The 21,083-nt window shown below is 65.4% G+C and carries 20 protein-coding genes; 13 read left to right on the forward strand and 7 right to left on the reverse strand.

All coding sequences use genetic code 11. From position 1 onward, the window contains the following. Nucleotides 1-114: 114 nt before the first annotated feature. The 6 genes from DEF76_RS08925 to DEF76_RS08950 all read right to left on the reverse strand — a co-directional run bounded on the left by DEF76_RS08925 (nucleotide 115) and on the right by DEF76_RS08950 (nucleotide 5,400). Nucleotides 115-570 carry a helix-turn-helix domain-containing protein gene (locus DEF76_RS08925; RefSeq protein ID WP_114912041.1) on the reverse strand — a complete coding sequence of 152 codons (456 nt, stop codon included), beginning with the start codon at nucleotides 568-570 and terminating at the stop codon, nucleotides 115-117. A gap of 282 nt (nucleotides 571-852) precedes the next feature. Further along, on the reverse strand, nucleotides 853-2,451 hold the full coding sequence (gene lnt, locus DEF76_RS08930) for an apolipoprotein N-acyltransferase (RefSeq protein ID WP_114912042.1): 1,599 nt from the start codon (nucleotides 2,449-2,451) through the stop codon (nucleotides 853-855). Continuing rightward, nucleotides 2,448-3,404 (reverse strand): hydroxyacid dehydrogenase, encoded by a 957-nt coding sequence (locus tag DEF76_RS08935; protein ID WP_114912043.1) that lies wholly within the window; start codon nucleotides 3,402-3,404, stop codon nucleotides 2,448-2,450. Before DEF76_RS08935 ends, lnt begins: the two co-directional genes overlap by 4 nt. Before the next feature lie 16 nt (nucleotides 3,405-3,420). After that, nucleotides 3,421-4,251, reverse strand: a complete 831-nt coding sequence (locus DEF76_RS08940; RefSeq protein WP_114912044.1) for a GNAT family N-acetyltransferase — start codon at nucleotides 4,249-4,251, stop codon at nucleotides 3,421-3,423. Further along, a complete protein-coding gene (locus tag DEF76_RS08945) occupies nucleotides 4,248-4,715 on the reverse strand; it encodes a Fur family transcriptional regulator (protein ID WP_114913768.1) in 468 nt (155 codons plus the stop codon). The genes DEF76_RS08940 and DEF76_RS08945 overlap by 4 nt, the downstream gene beginning before the upstream one ends. Before the next feature lie 277 nt (nucleotides 4,716-4,992). Continuing rightward, nucleotides 4,993-5,400 carry a MucR family transcriptional regulator gene (locus DEF76_RS08950; RefSeq protein WP_114912045.1) on the reverse strand — a complete coding sequence of 136 codons (408 nt, stop codon included), beginning with the start codon at nucleotides 5,398-5,400 and terminating at the stop codon, nucleotides 4,993-4,995. Between the two features lie 62 nt (nucleotides 5,401-5,462). Here DEF76_RS08950 and DEF76_RS08955 point away from each other — a divergent pair, with 62 nt between their 5' ends. Beyond that, the gene (locus DEF76_RS08955; protein WP_408842796.1) at nucleotides 5,463-5,750 is read left to right on the forward strand and encodes a sulfurtransferase TusA family protein; all 288 of its coding nucleotides are present in this window, start codon (nucleotides 5,463-5,465) and stop codon (nucleotides 5,748-5,750) included. Here DEF76_RS08955 and ruvX read toward each other — a convergent pair. After that, on the reverse strand, nucleotides 5,725-6,207 hold the full coding sequence (gene ruvX / locus DEF76_RS08960) for a Holliday junction resolvase RuvX (protein ID WP_240319247.1): 483 nt from the start codon (nucleotides 6,205-6,207) through the stop codon (nucleotides 5,725-5,727). The genes DEF76_RS08955 and ruvX overlap by 26 nt on opposite strands. 132 nt (nucleotides 6,208-6,339) lie before the next feature. Between ruvX and gatC the strand changes: the two genes are divergently transcribed. From gatC to DEF76_RS09020, 12 genes are all read left to right on the forward strand, one after another. Beyond that, nucleotides 6,340-6,627 carry an Asp-tRNA(Asn)/Glu-tRNA(Gln) amidotransferase subunit GatC gene (gatC, locus tag DEF76_RS08965; RefSeq protein WP_114912047.1) on the forward strand — a complete coding sequence of 96 codons (288 nt, stop codon included), beginning with the start codon at nucleotides 6,340-6,342 and terminating at the stop codon, nucleotides 6,625-6,627. Then, complete coding sequence (gene gatA, locus DEF76_RS08970; RefSeq protein ID WP_114912048.1) at nucleotides 6,624-8,147, forward strand: Asp-tRNA(Asn)/Glu-tRNA(Gln) amidotransferase subunit GatA; 1,524 nt, start codon at nucleotides 6,624-6,626, stop codon at nucleotides 8,145-8,147. The genes gatC and gatA overlap by 4 nt, the downstream gene beginning before the upstream one ends. Further along, nucleotides 8,144-9,595, forward strand: coding sequence for an Asp-tRNA(Asn)/Glu-tRNA(Gln) amidotransferase subunit GatB (gene gatB / locus DEF76_RS08975; RefSeq protein ID WP_114912049.1), 1,452 nt, complete (start codon nucleotides 8,144-8,146; stop codon nucleotides 9,593-9,595). The genes gatA and gatB overlap by 4 nt, the downstream gene beginning before the upstream one ends. A 10-nt stretch (nucleotides 9,596-9,605) precedes the next feature. Beyond that, nucleotides 9,606-11,420, forward strand: a complete 1,815-nt coding sequence (locus tag DEF76_RS08980; protein WP_114912050.1) for a TRAP transporter large permease — start codon at nucleotides 9,606-9,608, stop codon at nucleotides 11,418-11,420. A gap of 108 nt (nucleotides 11,421-11,528) precedes the next feature. Then, nucleotides 11,529-12,677, forward strand: coding sequence for an acyl-CoA dehydrogenase family protein (locus tag DEF76_RS08985; RefSeq protein WP_114912051.1), 1,149 nt, complete (start codon nucleotides 11,529-11,531; stop codon nucleotides 12,675-12,677). An 11-nt stretch (nucleotides 12,678-12,688) separates the two neighbouring features. Further along, a complete protein-coding gene (locus tag DEF76_RS08990; protein ID WP_114912052.1) occupies nucleotides 12,689-13,750 on the forward strand; it encodes an acyl-CoA dehydrogenase family protein in 1,062 nt (353 codons plus the stop codon). Next, complete coding sequence (locus tag DEF76_RS08995) at nucleotides 13,747-15,000, forward strand: CaiB/BaiF CoA transferase family protein (RefSeq protein WP_114913770.1); 1,254 nt, start codon at nucleotides 13,747-13,749, stop codon at nucleotides 14,998-15,000. The genes DEF76_RS08990 and DEF76_RS08995 overlap by 4 nt, the downstream gene beginning before the upstream one ends. A gap of 2 nt (nucleotides 15,001-15,002) precedes the next feature. Then, nucleotides 15,003-15,599 (forward strand): NADPH-dependent FMN reductase, encoded by a 597-nt coding sequence (locus tag DEF76_RS09000; protein ID WP_205216153.1) that lies wholly within the window; start codon nucleotides 15,003-15,005, stop codon nucleotides 15,597-15,599. Beyond that, nucleotides 15,586-16,344: a tyrosine-protein phosphatase gene (locus DEF76_RS09005; RefSeq protein ID WP_162800572.1), complete on the forward strand. Its 759-nt coding sequence runs from the start codon at nucleotides 15,586-15,588 to the stop codon at nucleotides 16,342-16,344. The genes DEF76_RS09000 and DEF76_RS09005 overlap by 14 nt, the downstream gene beginning before the upstream one ends. A gap of 77 nt (nucleotides 16,345-16,421) precedes the next feature. Beyond that, complete coding sequence (locus DEF76_RS09010) at nucleotides 16,422-17,738, forward strand: protein-L-isoaspartate O-methyltransferase family protein (protein ID WP_114912054.1); 1,317 nt, start codon at nucleotides 16,422-16,424, stop codon at nucleotides 17,736-17,738. Nucleotides 17,739-17,781: 43 nt separating this feature from the next. After that, a complete protein-coding gene (locus tag DEF76_RS09015) occupies nucleotides 17,782-18,564 on the forward strand; it encodes an enoyl-CoA hydratase (RefSeq protein WP_114912055.1) in 783 nt (260 codons plus the stop codon). A gap of 569 nt (nucleotides 18,565-19,133) precedes the next feature. After that, nucleotides 19,134-21,080 carry a PrkA family serine protein kinase gene (locus tag DEF76_RS09020; RefSeq protein ID WP_114912056.1) on the forward strand — a complete coding sequence of 649 codons (1,947 nt, stop codon included), beginning with the start codon at nucleotides 19,134-19,136 and terminating at the stop codon, nucleotides 21,078-21,080. Nucleotides 21,081-21,083: the final 3 nt, after the last annotated feature.

The following is a 21,083-nucleotide window of genomic DNA, read 5'->3' on the forward strand; positions in this document are numbered from 1 at the left end:
TGGCGACAAGGCTGGCCACGCGATGGCCGCCGGCGAGCAGCCGCGAACCCCGGCAAATCGTCAAAATCCCAGTGTTAACCGGTTTTTCTTGTCAGCCGATCGCAGGTGTCTCGATCAGCCCTCACTGGTGAGGGATTTGATGAGTTCGAACACGCGCTTTCTCACCGCTGGCTCGGAGATGCGGTAATAGGCGCGGACCAGTTCGAGGGTCTCGCGGCGGGACATGGTGTCATCGCCGAAACCTTCCTGGGCCTCGGCGAAGCCGAGGGCGCGGCGTGCGCTTGGCGAGCCATAGGTCGCGGCCAGGGGTTCTGGCATATCGTCAAAGAAATAGCTGATCGGCACATCGAGAACGCGGGCGAGGTCAAACAGCCGCGACGCGCCGACCCGATTGGCGCCGCGTTCGTATTTCTGTACCTGCTGGAAGGTCAGGCCGAGAGCCTCACCGAGGCGTTCTTGCGACATGCCGAGCAGGGTCCGGCGCAAGCGAATGCGCGAGCCGACATGGACATCGATCGGGCTTGGCTTGCTCTCTTTCTCGCTATGTCCAGAAAATTCATCAGACGGCATATCGATGTCACCCCTGGCGGCGGAAACTGGCATTGCCGATCCGTTCATCTGTGGTCTCAATCCCATGCCCCGTCGCCGGGACCGGTTTACGCGTGGTCTGCTACGAGCAGCCAGTTTCACGACACACGGGCAAGCGGTTCGCTAAACATGACTTTCGTAAATTTCAGCGACGGGAAGCCCTGGATTTCCGTCTAAGTTAACTGTTTATTAACAGTGTGCCGAGGCAAGGTCAAGTTCATATGACCAATTCAGATAAAATTTAACGAAAAAAGCGACGCGATATCACGTTTTGAATTGATGTCCGGAAATTTCCCATTTTCGCGCCAACCCAACGCCGATGACCACGGCAATCGCTGCAAAGCCGAGCAGCAGCGGCACCAGGAGACCGAAACGGGCAAAGGGCGGCGGCGGCAAGGCGCCCGGCACGGCGACCAACTTGATCCCGGTCTGGCCGAGCCCAAGCCGCGCGACTTCCCGCCCATGCGCATCGAACGCCGCCGAAATCCCGGTATTGGCGGCACGCAGCAGCGGCAGACCTTCCTCGATCGCGCGCATCCGGGCGGCGGCGAGATGCTGGCGCGGCCCGGAGGAATTGCCGAACCAAGCATCGTTGGTGATATTGACGAGAAGGCGCGGCCGCGCCGCTTCATCGACGATGGCGTGAGGATAAATCGCCTCGTAGCAAATCAGCGGCGCCACCGGAACGAGACCGGGCAGAGTGAGCGTTTTCGGCCCCGCGCCGGGCGCAAAGCCGCCGCCGGGGACGATATCGACCGGCAGCGGCAGCCATTGCGGCTGATATTCGCCGCCCGGGACGAGATGGTATTTGTCATAGACGCCGATGACGTCGCCCTTACCGTCGAGCGCGATCAGGCTGTTGCGGGGCCGGCCATCGCGGCCGCGCCGAACCGATCCGACCAGCGCCGGCGCGCCGCCAGCAGCGATCGCGATCGCCCGGCGCGCCTCGGGATCGTCGAGCAGCGGATAGGGGCTCGCGGTTTCCGGCCAGATCACCAGCGTCTGCCCGACGCCGCCATGCCCGAGATCGGCGTGCCCAGAGTCGGCGTGCCCAGAGACGGTGCGCCCCTGGTCGGCGCGATAGACCCCCTCGGAGGTGAGGTCGAGATAGCGGCGGAAGATGGTGACGGCGCGTTCGGGGCTCCATTTATCGCCCTCGGCGACATTGCCTTGGACCAGGATCGCGGTGATCCCCGGCGGCGCACCGGCCGGGCGGGCGCGCCAAACGGCACCAAACCCGGCCCAGACGACGAGCAGCGCCGCCCCGGCGAGCCAGCCGCGCCGCCCGAGCGCGGGTAACCCTGCGAGCAGAAGCGTGAGCCCGGTGACCCCCTGCGTGCCGACGAGCGCGATCGGTTGCAGCATGATCTCGCCGGCGACCCCAGGGAATGCCCACACGCTGGCCCAGGGATTCCACGGAAATCCGCCGCCCAAGAATTGCCGCACGAGATCGCCCAGCATCCAGACCGCGGCAAACAGCAAAACCCGCCGCCACCCCGCCGGCACGAACCACGCCACCAGCGCCGCGATCCCGATGAAAGGGGCGAGAATGGCGGCAAGGCCGGGCACCGCGATCGGCACGAACCACCAGAAATCGGCCGCTTCGATCAAAATCGCATCGGTGATCCAGTAAAGCCCGAACACATGATGGCCGAAGCCGAAGGCGCACCCGAGCCAAAAGGCGTCTCGCGCCCGCGTGCTGGTGCCGATCAGAGCGAGCAGGCCGGGAATGGCGACGACCAGCACCGGCAGGCCATAGAGCGGCGGCAAGGCCGCGGCACTGAGGGCGCCGAGCACGCCCGCCGCGAGTAGCACCCGCCAGAAACGACGCGGCGGCGCGCCGCCAGCCGCGGCCAATGTCATCGGCGGATCACCCGCTCCGCCGGGATGGCGCCGCCGGTGAGTGCGGCGACGATACATTCCGCCGCCATCACCCCCATGCGTTCGAACGCGAGCGGCGTTACGCCGGCGACATGCGGGGTCGCGATCACGCGCGGATGGTTGCGCAGCGCCGCATCGGCCGGCGGTGGTTCGTCCTCGAACACGTCAAGGGCGGCGCCGGCGAGATGGCCGCGATCGAGCGCCTCGCGCAGCGCCACCTCGTCGATCAGCCCGCCGCGCGCGGTATTGATGACGAAGGCGCCGGCGGGAAGCCGCGCGATCGCGGCGGCATCGATCAGATGCCGCGTCTCCGGGGCCAGCGGGCAATGGAGCGAGAGGATATCGGCGTGCGCGAGCAGGCTCGGCAGATCGGAGATTCGCTCGGCGCCGGTGAGCGGCGCCGCGCCCGGCGTCGTCGCGAAAACCCGCATCCCGAACGCGCCGGCGAGCCGCGCGACCTCGCGGCCGATCGCCCCGAAGCCGATCAAGCCGAGGCGCTTGCCCGCGACATCGCCGACCGCGCTCGCAGCCCCGCGCCAGCCGCCGCCGGCGATCACCGCGCCGAGCGGTTTCAGTTCCTTGACCAAGGCGAGGATGAGGGCGAGCGTGTGCTCGGCGACCGCGAGCGCGTTCGAGCCCGGTGCATTGGTGACGAGGATGCCGCGCGCCCGCGCCGCCGCGACATCGACCTCATCGACGCCGACCCCGTGGCGCGCGATGATTTTGAGTTTCGGCGCCGCCGCCATCACCGTATCGTCGACGCGGCCCTGACGGCACAGAATGGCATCGGCGTCGACCTCGCGGGCGAGCGTCGCGATTGCCTTCGCGTCCGGATAAGGCGGCATCAGATGGACGGCGCAGCCGGCCGCTTCGAGCAACGCCCGAGCCGCCGGCGCGAGCCCGGGTGCCGTCATGATGACCTGAAAACGCGCCATCGCCGCTCCCGTCACGTCAGGTGAGGGCGTCGCGCAATTGCCGCTCGTAATGGCGGTAATATTTGTCGGTGACGAGATCGGTCTTCACCAGCACGATGACGTCGGTGGTGTTGAACTGGTCGTCGATCACCGCGCCGTCGCCAACGAAGCCGCCGAGGCGGAGATAGCCCTTGATCAGCGGCGGCAGTTGCGCCGCAACCCGCCGCGGATCGACCGCGCCGACCGGCAGGCGGCGCATCTCGACATAGCGATGCGGCAAGGCACGCGGGCGAAGCGCCGGCGGCGCGAGGTGATTGTCATAGAGATAGGTCAGCTCGGCGCTCAGCGCCTCGGGCCGCGTGCCGGGGAGGCTCGCGCACCCGAACATGAGATCGATCCGATGCAGAAACACGTAAGCGGCGATGCCGCGCCAGAGCAATTGCATGGCGGCGCTGCCACGATAGCCGACCGCAACGCAGGAGCGGCCGAGTTCCAGGATCTGCCCGGGATAGGCGATGAGGCGGCTGATATCGAATTCCCCCGCCGAGTAGAAACCGCCGGCGGCCTCGGCGGCGGCGCGGGTGATCAGCCGATAGGTCCCGACCACCCCCTCCGGTCCCGGCCCGATCGCGTGGTCGACGACGATGAGATGGTCGGCGACATCATCGAAGCGGTCGCGGTCGCGATGGCGGGCGGCGATGTCGGGGGCGGGGCGGGCGCCCATTTCCTCGAAGAAAATGCGAAAGCGCAGCGCCTCGGCGGCGTCGATCTCGGCCGGGCTGCGCGCCAGCCGGACGCCGAGATGGCCACTGCGGAGTTCGCCGAAACCATGGATTGGGTCGCGGCGGAGGGTGAAGGGCGCGGTCATCGCCGGGGTCCGATGGCAAGGGGGTGGGGGGCCGTCTCTTGGGGTGGCTCGCCGTTGGCCGCGGTGCGTCGGCCGAACAGTTCGAGTCGCATTGAGACGAGATCGAAGCCGAGCCGCGCGGCGAGGCTGTGCAGCATGGCTTCGAGGGCGGGATCGGTGAATTCGATCACCCGGCCGCTATCGGCGTCGATCAGGTGATAGTGATGGCCATGCGCCGTCGCCTCGTAGCGGGCGCGGCCGCCGCCGAAATCGCGGCGTTCCAGGATGCCTTTTTCCTCGAGAAGCCGCACCGTGCGATAGACCGTCGCGATCGAGATACGGGCGTCAAGGGCGCTGGCGCGGCGATAGAGTTCCTCGACATCGGGATGATCTTCCGCCTCGGACAGGACGCGGGCGATGATCCGCCTCTGGCCGGTCATTTTGAGGCGACGTTCGATGCATAGGCGTTCGATACGCGATTCCATCGGATCCTCGGTCACCCGCCACCTGGAAGCCCCCGCGCGGAAAAGCCTCCGGGCGGGCGCGCCCATGGTGGTAGCCGATCCGCCCCACCCCTGTCGACCTCGTGCCGGCTCTCGACCGCTTAACCCTTAAAGCGCAAGGTTCTGCCCGACCCGCCCCGCGATCAGATCAACCGATCGCATGCAATCGATCATGGCCCGGCCGATCATAGCAGGGCGTTTATGCCCGGGCGGGGGCGTTGCTGGCAAGAGACCGGCGCGCCGCGCGAGGATGGACGGCTCAGCCCTGATCGCGCGCCTTGGTGCCGAGGCCGATCTTCTTCGCGAGACTGGAGCGATGCTGGGCATAATTCGGCGCCACCATCGGGTAATCCGGCGGTAGATTCCAGCGCTCGCGATACTGTTCCGGGGTCATCCCATAGGATGTTTTCAGATGGCGGCGCAGCATTTTGAGCTTCTTGCCGTCTTCCAAGCAAATGATATAGTCTGGAGCGATGGACTTCTTAATCGGCACAGCCGGTTGCAATTTCTCGACTTCCGGTTGCTCTTTGCCGATATTGGTCAATGTTTTATAGACATCCTGAATCAGATTCGGCAGCATATCCACCGAGACCGAATTGTTGGTGACATGCGCCGAGACGATTCTTGCCGTCAGCTCCAGAATATCAGGCGAGACTTTAGAGTCCATGGCAGATTTTTCCTCGATGTGTAATTATAACTCTCACATAAATCGTTTGTCGATGAGTCGCAATGGATATGTCGCTCGTGACTGAGAAAAATACACCGGAAGGCAGTCCCACCCCGGATCACACCCTCGATATCACGCGAGATCTTTGTCCCATGACGTTTGTCAGGACGAGACTTATGCTCGATCGCATGGCGGAGGGGGAGACATTATTGGTGTTACTGAAAGGCGCCGAGCCGATCGCCAATGTTCCGCGCGCGGCGGCGGCGCTCGGGCATGGGATATTCCTTGGAGCCAAGGATTCTGAGGGAGTTGCGCGCGTTTTTATCAGGAAGGGGAGGGCGTTTGGCTGATCCCCCCGGTGGTTTCATTATCGCAATCTCTGCCCGGGGTCGCAGCGCGACTGGCATCGAGTGCCGCCTGAAGGATATAGGTGGCGGCGGCGCGATCGACGCTGGCGGCGCGCTTGCGCCGTGAAAGATCGGCCTCATTGATCAGCATGCGGTTGACGGCAGCGCTCGACAGCCGCTCGTCCCAGAAGGCGAGGGCGAGCGCGGTGGCGTCTCCTAGGGCGCGCGCCCAGTCCCGCGCCGCCTGCGCCGCTGGCCCCAAAGTGCCGTCAAGCGACAGCGGCAAGCCGACGACGAGCCCGCCGGCGCCTTCGCGCGCCGCGATCGCCGCGATCTCAGTGGCGTTGTCGCGAAGACGCCGGCGCCGGAGGCTGCCATAGGGCGAGGCGATGCTGAGCGTTACGTCCGAGAGCGCAAGCCCGATCGTCTGGCTGCCGGGGTCGATCCCGAGCAGCCGCATCCCCGGCGCAAGTGCTGCGCGAAGCGCCCGGAGTTCGGCCAGCAGGTTCGGGTTGCTGCGCGCCATGGCGGCGGTTATGGTCCGCGCCCGCCCTGAGACCAAGCCGGAATTGACCAAGAGAGAATTTTTCCCATGTCGCTCGATCCCGCGACCGTCCGTCGCATCGCCCATCTCGCCCGCATCCATATCGAAGATGACGACATTCCGCGTCTGCAGGCCGAATTGAACGGCATCCTCGGCTGGGTCGAGCAACTCGCCGGCGTCGATGTCGAGGGGGTGCGGCCGCTCACCGGGGCTGCGGAGATGGAATTGCCGATGCGTGCGGACGAGATCACCGATGGCGGCATCCCGGAACAGATTCTCGCCAACGCGCCCGAGCGCGCCGGCGATTACTTCGTCGTCCCCAAGGTGGTCGAATGAGCCTCACCGATCTCACGATTGCGCAGGCGTGCGCCGGCTTGCGCGAGGAAAAATTCACCGCCCGCGCATTGACCGAGGCGCATCTCGCGGCGATCGAGACACTCAACGGGCAGCTCAACGCCTTCATCACCGTCACCCCGGATCTCGCCCTAGCGCAGGCGGATGAAGCCGATAGGGCACTAAAGGACGGCACGGCCGGGCCGCTCGCCGGCATTCCGCTCGCGATCAAGGATCTCTTTTGCACCGCCGGGGTGCGCACCACGGCGGGAAGCCGAATTCTGGAGACCTTCGTCCCGCCCTATGAGAGCACGGTGACGGCGAACCTGCGCGCGGCGGACGCGGTATTCATCGGCAAAGCCAATCTCGACGAATTCGCCATGGGGTCATCGAACATGACCTCGGCCTTCGGGCCGGTGACCAATCCCTGGCGGCGGGCCGGCGATGAGGCGGCGCTCGTTCCCGGGGGCTCCTCCGGCGGCTCGGCGGCCGCGGTTGCGGCACGGCTTGCGCTCGGCGCCACCGGCACCGACACGGGCGGCTCGATCCGCCAGCCAGCCTCCTTTTGCGGCATCGTCGGCATGAAGCCGACCTATGGGCGTTGCTCGCGTTACGGCATCATCGCCTTTGCCTCGTCCCTCGATCAAGCTGGGCCGATGGCCCGCACCGTCGAGGATTGCGCGATTTTGCTCGGCGCCATGGCTGGGTTCGATCCCAAGGACAGCACTTCCGCCGATCGCCCGGTGCCAAACTTCGCCGCCGCCTGTGGGGAGGGCGTCAAGAGGCTCAAGATCGGCTTCGTGTCGGGTCTCCCGATTCCCAACATGCCGGGGGCGGATGCAGATGCAGACGTTATCGCCCGCATGCTCGACGATGCGGATAAGTGGCTTTGCCGCGACGACGACGGCGCAACCCGGGTGGATGTTACCCTTCCGCTTTTGCAACACGCGCTCCCCACCTACTATATCATCGCCCCGGCCGAGGCATCCTCCAACCTCGCGCGTTACGACGGCGTGCGTTTTGGGCGCCGCGCGGACGGCGCTGATCTGATCGAGATGTATGAACGCACCCGCGCCGAAGGTTTCGGCGATGAGGTCAAGCGCCGCATCCTGATCGGAACCTATGTGCTCTCGGCCGGCTATTATGATGCCTATTATCTTCGCGCGCAGAAAATCCGCCGGCTTATTTACGAGGATTTTCGAAAGGCGTTCGAGACCTGCGACGTGATCGTTTTGCCCACGGCGCCGACGGTCGCCTTTGCACAAAACGAAAAAATCGAAGACCCGCGTCTCATGTACCTCAACGATATTTACACGGTCCCGGTCAATCTCGCGGGGCTGCCGGCGATTTCGGTGCCCGTGACAGTGACGCCCGACCATGCCGCCGGCGGCGGGCTGCCGCTCGGCTTGCAGGTGATCGGCAGACCGTTCGAGGAGGAAAAGGTGTTTGCGGTTGCGGCGGCGATCGAGAAGGCGGCGGGATTTTCGGCGCTGCCGGCGCTCCGTGCGGGGGCGGCGCGATGAGCTACGTGATCGAGGGCAAAACCGGCCCGTGGGAACTCGTGATCGGGCTTGAAGTCCACGCCCAGGTGATTTCGAAGGCCAAACTCTTCAGCGGCGCCGCGACCGCGTTTGGCGCTGCGCCAAACAGCCAGGTGAGTTTCGTCGATGCCGCGTTTCCCGGCATGCTGCCGGTGATCAACCGCGAATGCGTCGCCCAGGCGGTCCGCACCGGGCTCGGGCTCAACGCCGAAATCCATCTCGAGAGCCGGTTCGACCGCAAGAATTATTTTTACGCCGATCTCCCCGCCGGCTATCAGATCAGCCAGTATCAACACCCGATCGTCGGGCGCGGCGTGATCGAAATCGAACTCGCCGACGGCACGGTGCGCGAAATCGGCATCACCCGCCTCCATCTCGAGCAGGATGCCGGCAAATCGCTGCATGATCAGCATCCGGCGAAAACCTATATCGATCTCAACCGCGCCGGCGTTGCGCTGATGGAAATCGTGAGCGAGCCCGATTTGCGCAGCCCCGAGGAAGCCGGCGCTTACCTGCGCAAGCTTCGCACCATTTTGCGCTATCTCGGCACCTGCGATGGCAACATGGATGAGGGCTCTATGCGCGCCGACGTCAATGTTTCGGTGCGCCGCGCCGGCGAGGATTTCCGCACCCGCTGCGAGGTCAAGAACGTGAACTCGGTGCGCTTCGTCATGCAGGCGATCGAAGCGGAAGCGCGGCGCCAGATCGCGGTTTGGGAGGAAGGCGGCGTCGTTTCGCAGGAAACCCGCCTGTTCGAGCCCGGGCGCGGCATTACGCGGAGCATGCGGAGCAAGGAAGACGCGCATGATTACCGCTATTTCCCCGACCCCGATCTGCTGCCGCTGGTGCTCGATCCCGCCTGGGTCGAGGCGCTGCGCCGGGATTTGCCGGAGCTGCCGGACGCGAAAAAGCAGCGTTTCATCAAAGATTACGGGCTTCCCGCCTATGACGCCGGGGTCTTGGTCGCCGAGCAGGCGAGCGCCGATTATTTCGAGGCGGTGGCGCGCGGGCGCGATGGCAAATTCGCCGCGAACTGGGTGATCGGCGATCTTTTCGCGGCCTTGAATCGCACCGGGCGGACGATCGAGACCTCGCCGGTCTCGGCGTTAGCACTCGGGCAACTTCTCGATCTGATCTCGGACGGCACGATCAATGGCCGCATCGCCAAAGACGTGTTCGAGGAGATGGTCGAGAGCGGCGCCGCGCCTGGCGAGATCGTCGAGCGCAAAAATCTTCGCCAGGTGACCGATACCGGTGCGATCGAGCGGGCGATCGCCGCCGTGCTCGCGGCCAATGCCGACAAGGTCGCCGAATACAAGGCGGGCAAGGAGAAATTATTCGGCTTTTTCGTCGGCCAGGTGATGAAAGCGATGGCGGGGAAGGGCAATCCCGCGCTTGTCAACGACGTGCTTCGCCGCCTCCTCGGCTGACGCGCCGGCCATGGCGCGCGCGGCTCGGCTCGCCCTTTGTGGGATCGAGGCGCTGGCGGCGGCGCTGGTCATCCTCGAGGTCGTAATCCTTTTTGCCGGCGTCGTGGCGCGCTACGGCTTCGATAGCCCTTTGCTGTGGTCGGACGAACTCGCCGGCGCCCTCTTTTTGTGGCTTGCCATGCTCGGCGCCGCGATCGCGCTCTGGCGGGGCGAGCATATGCGGCTTGCGACCCTCGTCGGCCGCGCGCCGCCCGCGCTTCGCGCCCGGCTCGAGGCACTCGCCAATGCCATCGTCATGGTGTTCGTGCTCGAAATCATCCGCCCCGCCTATGCCTACATGATCACCCAATGGCCGGTGAGCAGCCCGGCGCTGGCATTTTCCGATGGCCTCCGCGTCGCCGCCCTCGTCGTCGGCGCGGCGCTGATGCTGGTGATCGCGGCGTTTCGCCTGTTTGCGGCCGGCGGCTTTCGCGGCGGGCTTGCGGCACTCGCGATGACGGGCGTGGTCGCCTTCGTGCTCACCCTGCTTGAGCCGCTGTTTCTTCGTCTCGGCAACGGCAATCTGGTGCTCTTCTTCGTCGGCCTGGTCGGCTTCGCGGTTGCGATCGGCGTGCCGATCGCGTTTGCCTTCGGTACCGCGACCTTGAGCTATCTCGCGCTCACCACCCATATCCCGCTCGGCATCGTCGTCAGCCGGATGGATGGCGGCATGTCGGGGATGGTCCTGCTTGCGGTGCCGCTGTTCATTTTTCTCGGGCTTCTGATCGAGATGACGGGGCTCGCGCGCGCGATGATCGATTTCCTCGCCGGCCTTCTCGGTCATGTCCGGGGCGGCCTCGCTTACGTGCTGATCGTCGCGATGTATCTGGTTTCGGGGATTTCCGGCTCGAAAGCCGCCGACATGGCGGCGGTGGCGCCGGCTTTGTTTCCCGAAATGCGCGCGCGTGGCGCGCGGCCGGGCCAGCTCGTCGCCCTCCTCGCCGCCTCGGGGGCGATGGCCGAGACCATTCCGCCGAGCCTGGTTCTGGTCACCATCGGGTCGGTGACCGGGGTTTCCATCGCCGGCCTTTTCAATGGCGGTGTCCTGCCCGCCGCCCTCGGCGCGCTCGGCCTTGCCCTGGTGGTGTTTTTCGAGGCGCGGCGCGAACCGTTCGCCGCCGCGCCGCGAGTCTCGAAACGCGAGGTCGCGCGCCGTTTCCTGATCGCCTTGCCGGCGCTGGTGCTGCCGTTTCTGATCCGCGCCGCGGTGGTGGACGGCATCGCGACCGCGACCGAGGTTTCGACCGTCGGCGTCGTCTATGTCGTGCTCGCCGGGCTGTTCTTTTATCGCCAATTCGCGTGGCGCCGGCTCGGCGCCATTCTCGTCGAAACCGCGTCCCTTTCGGGGGCGATTCTCCTCATTATCGGCACCGCGACCGCGATGGGCTGGGCGCTGACGCAATCGGGCTTCGCGCGCGCGCTCGTCGCCGCCGTCAGCGCGATGCCGGGCGGGCGGGCGGGGTTTTTTGCCGCTTCCATCGCCGCCTTCGCGGTATTGGGGTCGGTCTTGGAGGGGATTCCGGCGATCATCCTGTTCGGCCCGCTGTTGTTTCCCGCCGCCCGCGCGCTCCAGATCGCGGAAATCCATTATGCCATCGTCGTTGTCCTCGCGATGGGGCTTGGTCTCTTCGCGCCGCCCTTCGGGGTTGGCTTTTATGCCGCCTGTGCGATCGGGAAAATATCCCCGGACGCCGCGATCGGGCGCATTTGGGCCTATCTCGGCGTGCTCCTGGTCGCGGTTCTGCTGGTCGCTGCGTTCCCGGTGCTCTCGCTCGGCTGGCGCTGATCGCGCAGCCCTGCCTTGCCCAGCCGCGGCCTTGCGGGATCGCCGGTTTGGGGGGATGCTCGCCGCAACCGAAAAGCGAGGCGCCGATGCGCCAGGTGAGGTGAGGAGATGCAGGCCTTCCGATTCGATGCGATCGATCTGCCGCCGGAGGCCATCGCGGCGCGGGCGCGGGTGCGCGCGTTTCTCGCCGAGGAGGGGGCGCGACGCGATTTCGTCCCCTACCGCAATTCCTGGAACAGCTTCGATCCCGACTTCACCCGTCGCGCTGGCGCCGCCGGCTTCATCGGCGTCACCTGGCCGCGTGCCTATGGCGGGGCCGAGCAATCGCCGCTGGTGCGCTTCGTCATCACCGCCGAGATGCTGGCCGCCGGCGCCCCGTGTGGCGCCCATTGGATCGCCGATCGCCAATCCGGGCCGCAGATTTTGCGCAATGGCTCAGAGCGCGCGCGGCGTGAAATCCTGCCGCGCATCGCGGCTGGGGAGTGCTATTTCGCGATCGGCATGAGCGAGCCGAATTCCGGCTCCGACCTCGCCGCGACCCGCACCAGCGCCCGGCGCGACGGCGAGGATTGGCTGATCAACGGCCAGAAAATCTGGACCTCGAACGCCCATCGCGCGCATTACCTGATCGCGCTCACCCGCACCGGCGAGGCCGGGCCGGACCGGCATGGCGGGCTCACGCAATTCATCGTCGATCTCTCGCGCCCCGGCGTCACCGTGCGGCCGATCCGCAATCTCGCCGGCGGGCATGAGTTCAACGAGGTGTTTTTCGACGATTATCGCGTGCCCGACGATATGCGCGTCGGCGGCGTCGGCGAGGGCTGGCGGATGGTGACGTCCGAACTCGCCTTCGAGCGCTCGGGGCCGGATCGCTTCCTCTCGGATTACCGGCTTCTGGTCGAGCTGATCGAGCGTCTCCGCGAAAACCCCGGCGCGCGCGAGGAAATCGCCATCGGCCGGCTGGTTGCGCATCTCGCGGCGCTGTTGCGCATGTCGACGGCGGTTGCGGGGCTGCTCGATCGCGGCGAAAACCCGGCGGTGGAGGCAGCCTTGGTCAAGGATGTCGGCACCGCGTTCGAACGCGAAATTCCGGAAATCGCCCGGCTTTTGGTCGCAAGCCAGCCGAGCTTCGACGCCGAGGATCCGTTCTCGCAAGCATTGGCGCAGGTGATGCTGCACGCGCCTTCCTTCACGCTGCGCGGCGGTACGCGCGAGATCCTGCGCGGGATGATCGCCCGTGGCCTCGGGCTTCGGTGAGGGAGAGAGCGATGGCCGACAGCGAAATTTTTACGATTCTCCGCGATCAAACCGATCGCCTGCTCGCCGAGCACGTCACGCGCGAGGCGCTCGCCGCCGCCGATGGCGGGGTGTGGCCAGAGGCGCTGTGGGCGACGCTGGAGGAAGCCGGCCTGCCGCTTGCGATGGTGCCGGAAGCGGCGGGCGGCGCCGGGCTCGCGCCGGCCGAAGCGCTCCTTTTGCTCCGCCGCGCCGGCTATCACGCGCTGCCGCTGCCGCTCGGGGAAACCATGCTCGCGAACGCGCTCTGGGTCGCGGCCGGTGGGCGTGCGATCGCGGGGCCGGCCACACTCGCGCCAACGGCCGCCGAGGACGTGATCGAAATGACCTTGGCGGGGGGCAAAACAACGGTGCATGGCCATCTCGCCGGCGTTCCCTGGGGCGAGCGGGCGACGCTGCTCGTCCTCGCCCGCGCCGCTGATGGGACCGATCACCTCGCCTTGCTGGCGCCGCCGAGTTTGGCCGCGAAGCCGCGCCGCAATCTCGCCGGCGAGCCACGGCCGACCCTTCAGCTCGACGGCGCCATCGCCATTGAGACCCGCGCGGCGCCAGCGCTCGCGCAAGCCGGCATGCGCGCGCTCGGCGCCGCCTTGCGGGCGCAGCAGATGGTGGGCGCGATGGAGCACGCGCTCGATCACGCCCTTACTTACGCCAATGAGCGCCAGCAATTCGGCCGCCCGATCGGCAAGTTCCAGGCGGTGCAGCATATGCTCGCCGAGGCCGCCGGGCACTTCGCCGCCGCGACCGCCGCCGCCGATGGCGTGATCGCCGCGTTCGGCGGCGGCGATATGCTGCTCGCGGCCGCGATCGCCAAGGCGCGCGTGGGCGAGGCTGCCGGCAAGGTCGCGGAAATCGCCCACCAGGTGCATGGCGCGATGGGCTTCACGCAGGAACACACCCTGCATTTCCTCACCCGCCGGCTTTGGTCCTGGCGCGATGAATTCGGCAACGAGGCGGAATGGCAGCGCCTCATCGGCCGCCGCGTCCTTGCGGCCGGCGGGGCGGCGCTGTGGCCGATGCTGGCCGGCGCATGAGCGAGAAGACTCGGACACACGCCGGCGCACCTCTCGCCGGGGTCAAGGTACTCGATCTCACCACCGTCATCATGGGGCCGTTCGCGAGCCACATCCTCGCCGATCTCGGCGCCGACGTGATCAAGATCGAGAGCCCCGAAGGCGATCTTCTGCGCCAATATCGCCCCTCGCGCTCGCCCGGGATGAGCGGAGTATTCCTCAACCTTCATCGCAATAAGCGGAGTGTTGTACTTGATTTAAAAAAAGACTCTCACCGCGCTGCGCTCGATCGGCTGATCGCCGGAGCGGATGTCTTTCTCCACAATATCCGCCCGCAGGCGATCGCCCGGCTCGGCTATACCTATGAGCGGGTGCGGGCGCTCAACCCCGATATCATCTATTGCGGCGCCTATGGTTTCGCGGCTGCCGGCCCCTATGGCGAGAAAGCCGCCTATGACGATCTGATCCAAGCGGGATCGGGGATCGCCGGCCTGTTCGCGGCGATCGACGGCGTGCCGCGCTATGCGCCGACGGTGATCTGCGACAAACTCACCGGCCAGGCGATCGCCTATGCCATTCTCGCCGCCCTTTTCGCCCGCGCGCGCGGCGGCGGCGGGCAGGCGATCGAGGTGCCGATGTTCGAGACCACGATCGAGTTCAACCTCGTCGAGCACATCACCGGCGCCGCCTTCGTCCCCCCGCTCGGGCGTGCCGGGTTCGGGCGGCTTTTGAACATGCGGCGCAAGCCCTATCGCACCGCCGACGGCTATGCCTGCATCCTCCCTTATTCCGATCGCAACTGGCAGGATTTCTACGAATTCACCGGTCGCGTCGAATTCAGGAGCGACCCGCGCTTTACCCGCCTTGCCGAGCGCGTGCAAAACATCGATATCCTCTATGCCATGATCGAAGAGGAAGCGCCCAAGCACAGCACAGCCGAGTGGGTCGCGTTTTGCGACCGGGTGTCGATCCCGTGCATGCCGGTTTTGAGCCTCGATGAGTTGGAGGATGACCCGCAGGTCATCGCCTCGGGGCTTTTTGCTGAGGCCGAACACCCGAGCGAAGGGCGTTATCGCAGCGTCCGCCGGCCGGTGACGTTCAGCGCCGATCCCTTCGCGATCCGCCGTCACGCCCCGCGTTTGGGCGAGCATACCGAGGAGGTTCTGGCCGAAGCCGGGCTCGATCGCGCGGAGATTGCCGCAATCCTCGGCGATGTCGCGGCAAAGGCGCGGGCGGACGCGCCTAATCCAGAGCCAGCGGGCGAAAGCTGAGCATGGCGCACCCCGAGACGATCGCTTTCCGGCCGCTCATCGTCGGCCTTGGCGGCACCACGCGGCCGGATTCGGTGACCGAGCGGCTTCTCGCCATCGCGCTCGACGCCGCCGCGGCGCTGGGCGCCGAGACCGTGCTGATCGGGAGTGCCGCATTGCAGATGCCGATGTATGACCCGGCGGAGACCGATTTCTCGCCGGCGGCGCGGCACCTCGTCGATGTGATCCGGCGCTGTGACGGGCTGATCATCGCGTCCCCCGGCTATCACGGCACGATCTCGGGCATGATCAAGAACGCGATCGACCATATCGAAATGCTGCGTGACGACCCCAGGCCCTATCTCGAGGGCCGGGCCGTCGGTTGCCTGGTGTCCGCCCATGGCTGGCAGGCGACCGGGACGACTCTGGTCGCGCTTCGCTCGGTCATACATGCGCTGCGCGGCTGGCCGACGCCGTTCGGTGCCGCGATCAATGCCACGCAGCCCCTGTTCGACGAGACCGGCGCTTGCACCAATGCCGTGGTGCGCGGGCAGGTCGAGCTGGTCGGGCGCCAAGTCATGGAATTCGCGCGAATGCGGGGTGGGTATGGACGCGGGTGAGGCGCTGCCGCGCAGCGTGCCGCTCGAGGGCGCGAGCAATGTCCGCGATCTCGGCGGCTATCGCGGCGCCGAGGGCCGGGTGGTGCGCTTTGGCATGGTATTCCGCTCGGCGAGTCTCGCGCGGCTCACCGCGACCGATCAGCAACGCCTTGCAACCCTCGGTATTCGCAGCATTTGCGATTTCCGCGGCCGGCGCGAGCGGGCACACGCGCCGTCACAGCTCAAGGGCTTGCGCGGCGTTCAGGTGCATTCCCTGCCGATCGAACCGCGCGTCGGCGCCTCGCTTGCCGATATCGTCGCGACCGGGCGCGCGACGGGCGAGGATGTGCTGGCGATTTTGCGCCGCGCCTATCTCGCCTATGTCGGCGATCATGCGGCGAGCTACCGGGCGCTGTTTCAACTCCTGCTGCAGCCGGGCTTCACGCCGCTTTTGTTCCATTGCTCGGCCGGGAAGGACCGCACCGGCTATGGCGCGGCGCTGATCCTCGCGGCACTCGGGGTATCGTTCGAGCAAATCCTCGAGGATTATCTCGCGACCAACCGGCTCTGGGAAGCCGATAGCGCGCTGGCCCGCGATCTGCCGCCCGAACTCGCCGAGCCGTTGCTTCGCGTCCATCCCGAGCTGCTGATCGCCGCCTTTGACGAGATTCGCGGCCGTTTCGGCTCGCTCGAGCATTATTTCGCGGCGATGCTCGGCCTCGATCGCGCGGCGCGAGCGCGGCTGCAGGCGCGATTCCTGGTCTGAGTCCGCACTCACTCACACTTCCATAACGAATTCGTGGTTTTCTTGCGGCGCCATTGGACCAGGAGCGAGCCGCCGCCATGAACCCCACCCTCAATGTCCAGCCCGCCGCGCGCCGGCCTTTTGCTGGCATCCTGGAAAATTTTGCGCGTGAGATCGACGCGACCGTGCGCGCCAATGGGCTCGCGGATGGGCTGCGTGCCGGGCTCCGCGCCGCCATTCTCGACTGCCCGCGGCATTTTTTCGTCCAGCGCTACATCGCGCAGGCCGGCGGCAATGTGCATGATCTCGCGAGCGGTTCGGCGGAGGCGCATATCGGTGCGATCTATCGCGATATCCCGCTCGGCTATGTCGATGCCGCCGGGCAGCCGATGGCGTCGACCAATTCGCAGCCTTCGATCGTGCTGCATCTCCTCGAACTCCTCGATCTCCAGCCCGGCCAGCGGGTGCTCGAGATCGGCTCCGGCGGCGGCTGGATGCTCGGGCTGATCGCGCGCGCGGTGGGGCCGACGGGCGAGGCGGTCGGGGTCGAGATCATTCCCGCGCTTGCGGCGCAAAGCCGGCAATCGCTCGCCGCCGCCGGCATTACCAACGCCCGCGTCCACGCGGCCGACGGGCAGGCGGCGCTTTCCGGGCTCGGCCAGTTCGACCGCATCATCTTCACCACCGGCCTGTTCGAATTGCCGGCGCCGTTTTTCGACGCCGTGGTGCCCGGCGGGCTGCTGCTCGCGCCGTTCCAGATCAAGGGTCTCGGCAATGATGTCTTGCTGCTGCGGCGCACCGAGGCAGGCGGATTTCGCGCCGAGGCCTCGCTCGCTTGCTGCTTCATCTACCCGACCGGGGCTCTCGCTTGCGCCGATTACGCGCCGCGCGCGCTGGCCGAGACGCCGCTTTGGCAAGAGGTCGCACTGCGCGAGGTGGTTCGCCTGCCGATGCCGCTCGGCCGCACCCGCTATGCGACGACGCCGTTCTCGCTCGCGACGATCCCGCTCCGTTCCTTCCTCACCAAAATCGAGCCGCGTTTTACGGTGTTCGGGCCTGGCGGGACGGGCGTGGGCGGGGCAGGGGAGGGGGTTAACCCGCAGATCGCCGGCGCCGCTGGCGGCAGTTTCGATGTCGCCGGGATCGGTCTCCTCGATGAGGCGGCCGGCTCACTCGCGCTTTGCAACGGCGCCGAACTGATCGGTTTCGGGACCACGGCGGCCGCCGATGCGCTGCTCGGCGCTTATCATGAGTGGGCGCGCTGCCTGATGCCGGGGATCGAGGCTTTTGATGCGACCCTCTGGCGCAAGGCAGAGGCGCCGGCCGGCGCGGTTTGGGCCGAGCCACGCGGCGAGACGGTGTTTCATTGGGCACAGAAGCGCGGCTGGCCGCGCCTCGCCCCTTCTCGCGGCTGAGCTTGCGGGCTAGGCTTCCCCGACACAGAAACGGAGGAAGCCGATGAGCGATCTGATCGAAAGCGTGGCCGGGGGCATCGCGACCCTGACCTTGAACCGCCCGGACCGGCTGAATGCCCTCTCGGCGGAGATGCTGGACGGGCTGATCGCAACGCTGCAACGGATCGCCGTCGACCCCGATATCGCCGCCGTCATCCTGACCGGCGCCGGGCGCGCGTTTTGCGCCGGCGGTGATGTCAAGGCGATGGCCGCGCGCACCGATGACAGCATGGAACGCCGCGCCGCCGAGCTGCGACTCCGCCATCACCTGATCCTGCTCATCCGCCAATCGCCGAAAATCATCATCGGCGCGATCAATGGCCCCGCTTTCGGCGCCGGGCTCGGCATCGCGCTCGCCTGCGATCTTCGCCTCGCCGCTGAAAGCGCGCGCTTTGGCACGGCGTTCGCGGGCGTTGGATTCTCGGGCGATTTCGGCGGCTCCTACCATGTCACCAAGCTCGCGGGCTCCGCGAAAGCGCGCGAGCTTTATCTCCTCGGCGAGCCGATCGACGCGCGCGAGGCCCATCGCCTCGATCTCGTCACCCGCGTCGTTGCGGATGGGGCGCTGATGACGGAAGCGCAGACGCTGGCCCGCCGCTTTGCCGAGGGGCCACGTCTCGCTTATGCCTATATGAAGCGCAACCTGCTTGCCGCCGAAACCGCTAGTCTCGCCGATGTCCTCGACATGGAGGCCTTCCACCAGGCACGCACCGGCATGACCGAAGACCACCGCGAAGCGCGCGAAGCCTTCGTCGAAAAACGTAAACCCGCCTTCAAGGGAAGATAAACCCCTTCAATTGAAATTTTTTTTGCTTCTTTTTTTATAAAAAAAGAAGGGCTTTCTTTCGTTCTTTTTTGAAAAAAAGAACCAAAAAACTTTTCGCCCCGGGCGAGGGCGTCAGCGCGCGGCAAAGGATGCGCGCGGCGTGTATGATGGGCGCGACCAACGCCGCCGAGACGACCCGACGGACGATACAAGTTGTCCGGGCTCAGAACCTTGCCGCGTGATGCCGAAAAATTAAATAATGCGTGGCAAGTTCGTGCTAAACTAAACGGCGTTGAGATGCAGATGGCGCCGCGCGGCGCCGGCAAAGCCGCCGCCCGATGCGCAGATCAAGGAGTATGCGCATGCCATGGCAGCAGGATGCCACGCGGGGTTGCGAAAATTATACCCGCCACAGGGCGGGTGGACGGTACGGCAGGAAACCAGTCAAGGAAAAAATTCCTTGCGCCGCCACGCAATCCGGCGTAAATCCATGACACCAGTCAGAACAAAAAAAGAACAATTTTCTCCGAGGAGCCAGCCCGCGCCACCTAACCCCTGATTTTCCTCTCAAACAAAGCCACGGAGCGACGATGAGTTTCATCGAAGACCTGTTTTCCCAGTCTCGGCACGCTTACGAGAGCAAGCGCGAAAGTGAGATGTCGCTCGGCGAGTATCTCGATCTCTGCCGTGACGATCCGATGGCCCATGCCACCGCCGCCGAACGTATGGTCGCCGCCATCGGCGAGCCCGAAATCCTCGACACTTCGAAAAATCCGCGCCTTGGCCGCGTGTTCATGAACCGCACCATCCGGGTTTACCCAAGTTTCGCGGATTTCTATGGGATGGAGGAGACGATCGAGCGAATCGTCAATTTCTTCCGATTCGCAGCACAAGGTCTCGAGGAGAGGAAACAGATTCTCTATCTGCTCGGCCCGGTCGGCGGCGGCAAATCCTCGCTCGCCGAGCGGCTCAAGCATCTGATGGAAAAACTGCCGATCTATGTGCTCAAGGCCGGCGATCAGCTGAGCCCGGTATTCGAGAGCCCGCTCGGCCTCTTCGATCCGGAAATCGCGGGCGAGGCGCTGGAAGCGCGCTATCGCATCCCGCGCCGACGCCTGACCGGCCTGCTTTCACCGTGGGCGCTCAAGCGGCTCGATGAATTCGGAGGCGACATCACGCGGTTTCGCGTCGCGCGCCTTCACCCCTCGCGCGCGCGCCAGATCGGCGTCACCAAGACCGAGCCAGGGGATGAAAACAACCAGGATATTTCGAGCATGGTCGGAAAAGTCGATATCCGTCAGCTCGAACATTACAGCCAGAACGATCCCGACGCCTATAGCTACTCTGGCGGCCTCAACCGCGCAACGCAAGGGCTGCTCGAATTCGTCGAGATGTTCAAAGCGCCGATCAAGATGCTGCACCCCTTGCTCACCGCGACGCAGGAGGGCAATTACGTCGGCACTGAGAATATCGGCGCCATCCCATTCCAGGGCATCATCCTTGCCCACTCCAACGAGGCGGAGTGGCAAAGTTTCCGCAACAACAAGAACAATGAAGCCTTCATCGATCGCATCTGCGTGATCAAGGTGCCCTATTGCCTGCGCGTCACCGAGGAAGAACGCATCTATGAAAAGCTGATCCAGGGTAGTGAACTCGCCGAAAGCCCGTGTGCGCCGGGCACGCTCGAGATGCTGGCGCGGTTCTCGGTGCTGTCGCGGCTTCGTCCGCCGGCCTCGGGCAGCCTGTTTTCCAAAATGCGCGTCTATGATGGCGAGAGCTTGAAAGAGACCGATCCTCACGCCAAGTCGGTACAGGAATATCGCGATGCCGCCGGCCTCGATGAAGGCATGGAAGGCATTTCGACGCGCTTTGCCTTCAAAGTTTTGTCAGCGACCTTCAACTACGACACCCAGGAGGTCGGCGCCGATGCGGTGCATTTGATGTATGTGCTCGAACAAGCGATCCGGCGCGAGCAGTTCGGCAATGAGACCGAGAAGAAATATCTCGAATTCATCAAGGCCGAACTCGCGCCGCGCTACGCCGAGTTCATCGGCAACGAGATCCAGAAAGCCTATCTCGAATCCTATAACGATTACGGGCAGAATCTGTTCGACCGCTACGTCGATTATGCCGATGCCTGGATCGAACACCAAGATTTCAAGGATCCCGACACCGGGCAATTGATGGATCGTGAACTGCTCAATCTCGAGCTGACCAAGATCGAAAAGCCCGCCGGCATCGCCAATCCCAAAGATTTCCGTAACGAGGTGGTGAAATTCTCGCTCCGCGCCCGCGCCGCCAATGCCGGGCGCAATCCGGCATGGACATCGTACGAGAAAATCCGCGAAGTGATCGAGCGTCGTATGTTCAGCCAAGTCGAGGAGTTGCTGCCGGTGATCAGTTTCGGCAGCAAAAAGGAAAACGAGACGGAGAAGAAACACAACGAGTTCGTCCAGCGCATGATGTCGCGCGGCTATACCGAACGGCAAGTCCGTCGCCTCGTTGAATGGTACATGCGCGCGAAGCAGGCGGGCTGAGCG

It is taken from the genome of Acidibrevibacterium fodinaquatile, assembly GCF_003352165.1.
Classification (GTDB): Bacteria; Pseudomonadota; Alphaproteobacteria; order Acetobacterales; family Acetobacteraceae; genus Acidibrevibacterium; species Acidibrevibacterium fodinaquatile.

Coding starts and splice junctions, on each gene's coding strand:
- DEF76_RS08990 (WP_114912052.1), top strand. CDS start 12,689: ATGGCCGACAGCGAAATTTTTACGATTCTCCGCGATCAAACCGATCGC.
- ruvX (WP_240319247.1), bottom strand. CDS start 6,207: ATGCGGCTGCTCGGGATCGACCCCGGCAGCCAGACGATCGGGCTTGCG.
- lnt (WP_114912042.1), bottom strand. CDS start 2,451: ATGACATTGGCCGCGGCTGGCGGCGCGCCGCCGCGTCGTTTCTGGCGG.
- DEF76_RS09010 (WP_114912054.1), top strand. CDS start 16,422: ATGAACCCCACCCTCAATGTCCAGCCCGCCGCGCGCCGGCCTTTTGCT.
- gatC (WP_114912047.1), top strand. CDS start 6,340: ATGTCGCTCGATCCCGCGACCGTCCGTCGCATCGCCCATCTCGCCCGC.
- gatA (WP_114912048.1), top strand. CDS start 6,624: ATGAGCCTCACCGATCTCACGATTGCGCAGGCGTGCGCCGGCTTGCGC.
- DEF76_RS09000 (WP_205216153.1), top strand. CDS start 15,003: ATGGCGCACCCCGAGACGATCGCTTTCCGGCCGCTCATCGTCGGCCTT.
- DEF76_RS08950 (WP_114912045.1), bottom strand. CDS start 5,400: ATGGACTCTAAAGTCTCGCCTGATATTCTGGAGCTGACGGCAAGAATC.
- DEF76_RS08940 (WP_114912044.1), bottom strand. CDS start 4,251: ATGACCGCGCCCTTCACCCTCCGCCGCGACCCAATCCATGGTTTCGGC.
- DEF76_RS08995 (WP_114913770.1), top strand. CDS start 13,747: ATGAGCGAGAAGACTCGGACACACGCCGGCGCACCTCTCGCCGGGGTC.
- gatB (WP_114912049.1), top strand. CDS start 8,144: ATGAGCTACGTGATCGAGGGCAAAACCGGCCCGTGGGAACTCGTGATC.
- DEF76_RS09015 (WP_114912055.1), top strand. CDS start 17,782: ATGAGCGATCTGATCGAAAGCGTGGCCGGGGGCATCGCGACCCTGACC.
- DEF76_RS08945 (WP_114913768.1), bottom strand. CDS start 4,715: ATGGAATCGCGTATCGAACGCCTATGCATCGAACGTCGCCTCAAAATG.
- DEF76_RS08980 (WP_114912050.1), top strand. CDS start 9,606: ATGGCGCGCGCGGCTCGGCTCGCCCTTTGTGGGATCGAGGCGCTGGCG.
- DEF76_RS08985 (WP_114912051.1), top strand. CDS start 11,529: ATGCAGGCCTTCCGATTCGATGCGATCGATCTGCCGCCGGAGGCCATC.
- DEF76_RS09020 (WP_114912056.1), top strand. CDS start 19,134: ATGAGTTTCATCGAAGACCTGTTTTCCCAGTCTCGGCACGCTTACGAG.
- DEF76_RS09005 (WP_162800572.1), top strand. CDS start 15,586: ATGGACGCGGGTGAGGCGCTGCCGCGCAGCGTGCCGCTCGAGGGCGCG.
- DEF76_RS08935 (WP_114912043.1), bottom strand. CDS start 3,404: ATGGCGCGTTTTCAGGTCATCATGACGGCACCCGGGCTCGCGCCGGCG.
- DEF76_RS08925 (WP_114912041.1), bottom strand. CDS start 570: ATGCCGTCTGATGAATTTTCTGGACATAGCGAGAAAGAGAGCAAGCCA.
- DEF76_RS08955 (WP_408842796.1), top strand. CDS start 5,463: ATGGATATGTCGCTCGTGACTGAGAAAAATACACCGGAAGGCAGTCCC.